The sequence below is a fragment of the Okeania sp. SIO2F5 genome (assembly GCF_010692685.1).
GTDB lineage: Bacteria > Cyanobacteriota > Cyanobacteriia > Cyanobacteriales > Microcoleaceae > Okeania > Okeania hirsuta.
Genome location: NZ_JAAHGU010000325.1, coordinates 1 through 1,119, shown reverse-complemented (window position 1 = coordinate 1,119; position 1,119 = coordinate 1). Strand labels below are relative to the sequence as shown.

Sequence of the window (1,119 nt, the reverse complement as noted above, 5' to 3'; positions counted from 1 at the left end):
TCCAACTTGATACGGTCTCGGGGTCTCCCGTTATAATCTGGGATTTAACGGGAGGGGAATTGCCAACAGCAAATTAAACAAGTATCAATTGATGTTCAAATATAGCAATAAAGAGTAGTATAAAAATTATGATATAGCGCTGTGCGCAGGCAACAGGCAACAGGCAACAGCTCATCTGGGGGAATAAATTGCTGATAATATAAGATTTTAGCTATTTGGCCTTTCCTGCAATTTGTAAATATACCAGCGCTCATTGCTATAATTACTCATTGCTACAAAATTCAGCCTGCTGGTGAACAGTCAGTCAAAATTGATAATTGGCTAGAACTGTTGCGAAGACATTGGAATTATGCGTGATAGTCAAAGACTAGACTGGTTAAATAGAACTAGATGTCCAGTTGACCGTTGTTCATTAATTTCATGTCCTATTGGTGAAATTTCTAGTAGACCAGATTATTATTTTCAACAATCAGCACTCTTACAGACAAAACAGTTATTTCCTGACTACAAAGAAATCTCCATACGAAGTTCAACAAATTAACTTACAAAGACTAGATAAAGCTTGGAAACGTTGGCTAATACCCGATCAAACTGGTAAACGTGGAGGACGACCAAGATTTAAAAAATCAGGAAAATTAAGGTCATTGTGTTTTAGTAGAGTCAATCATACTAAAGCAGCAATAAAATTTGATGGAAAACAAATAATTACTACGAGGTTTGGTGCTATTCCAGTAATAGTTCATAGACCAATACCAGATGGGTTTGTTATCAAAACTGCAACTATAACCAAAAAAGCGAGTGCTAATTGGTGGGGTTTCCCCAGAATGTAAGACGCACTCAAGACGCTGATGGTTATTATATAAGTTTTAGTCTGGAAGATAAGTCAGTACCTAGTTTAATTTCTACAGAAAATATCAAAACTGCTGTAGGTATTGATGTAGGGTTAAAAGAGTTTTTAACTACTAATACTGGTGAAACTGTTTCTGTTCCTAATTTCTATAGAAAATCTCAATCTAATCTAGCAAGAAAGCAAAAAAAAGTATCTAGAAAAGAAATTGGGTCAAACAATTGGAAAAAAGCACAGAATAGAATAGCTAGACTACATCAACATATTGCCAG

Annotated in this window: 2 protein-coding genes; both read left to right on the top strand. The window is 35.3% G+C overall.

The window, feature by feature from the left end; all coding sequences use genetic code 11:
* Positions 1–428 precede the first annotated feature (428 nt).
* On the top strand, positions 429–830 hold the full coding sequence (locus tag F6K27_RS33345; RefSeq protein ID WP_287280955.1) for a hypothetical protein: 402 nt from the start codon (positions 429–431) through the stop codon (positions 828–830).
* On the top strand, positions 809–1,119 hold a 311-nt coding region (locus tag F6K27_RS33340), incomplete at its 3' end, for a transposase (protein WP_287280954.1). The genes F6K27_RS33345 and F6K27_RS33340, both read left to right, overlap by 22 nt.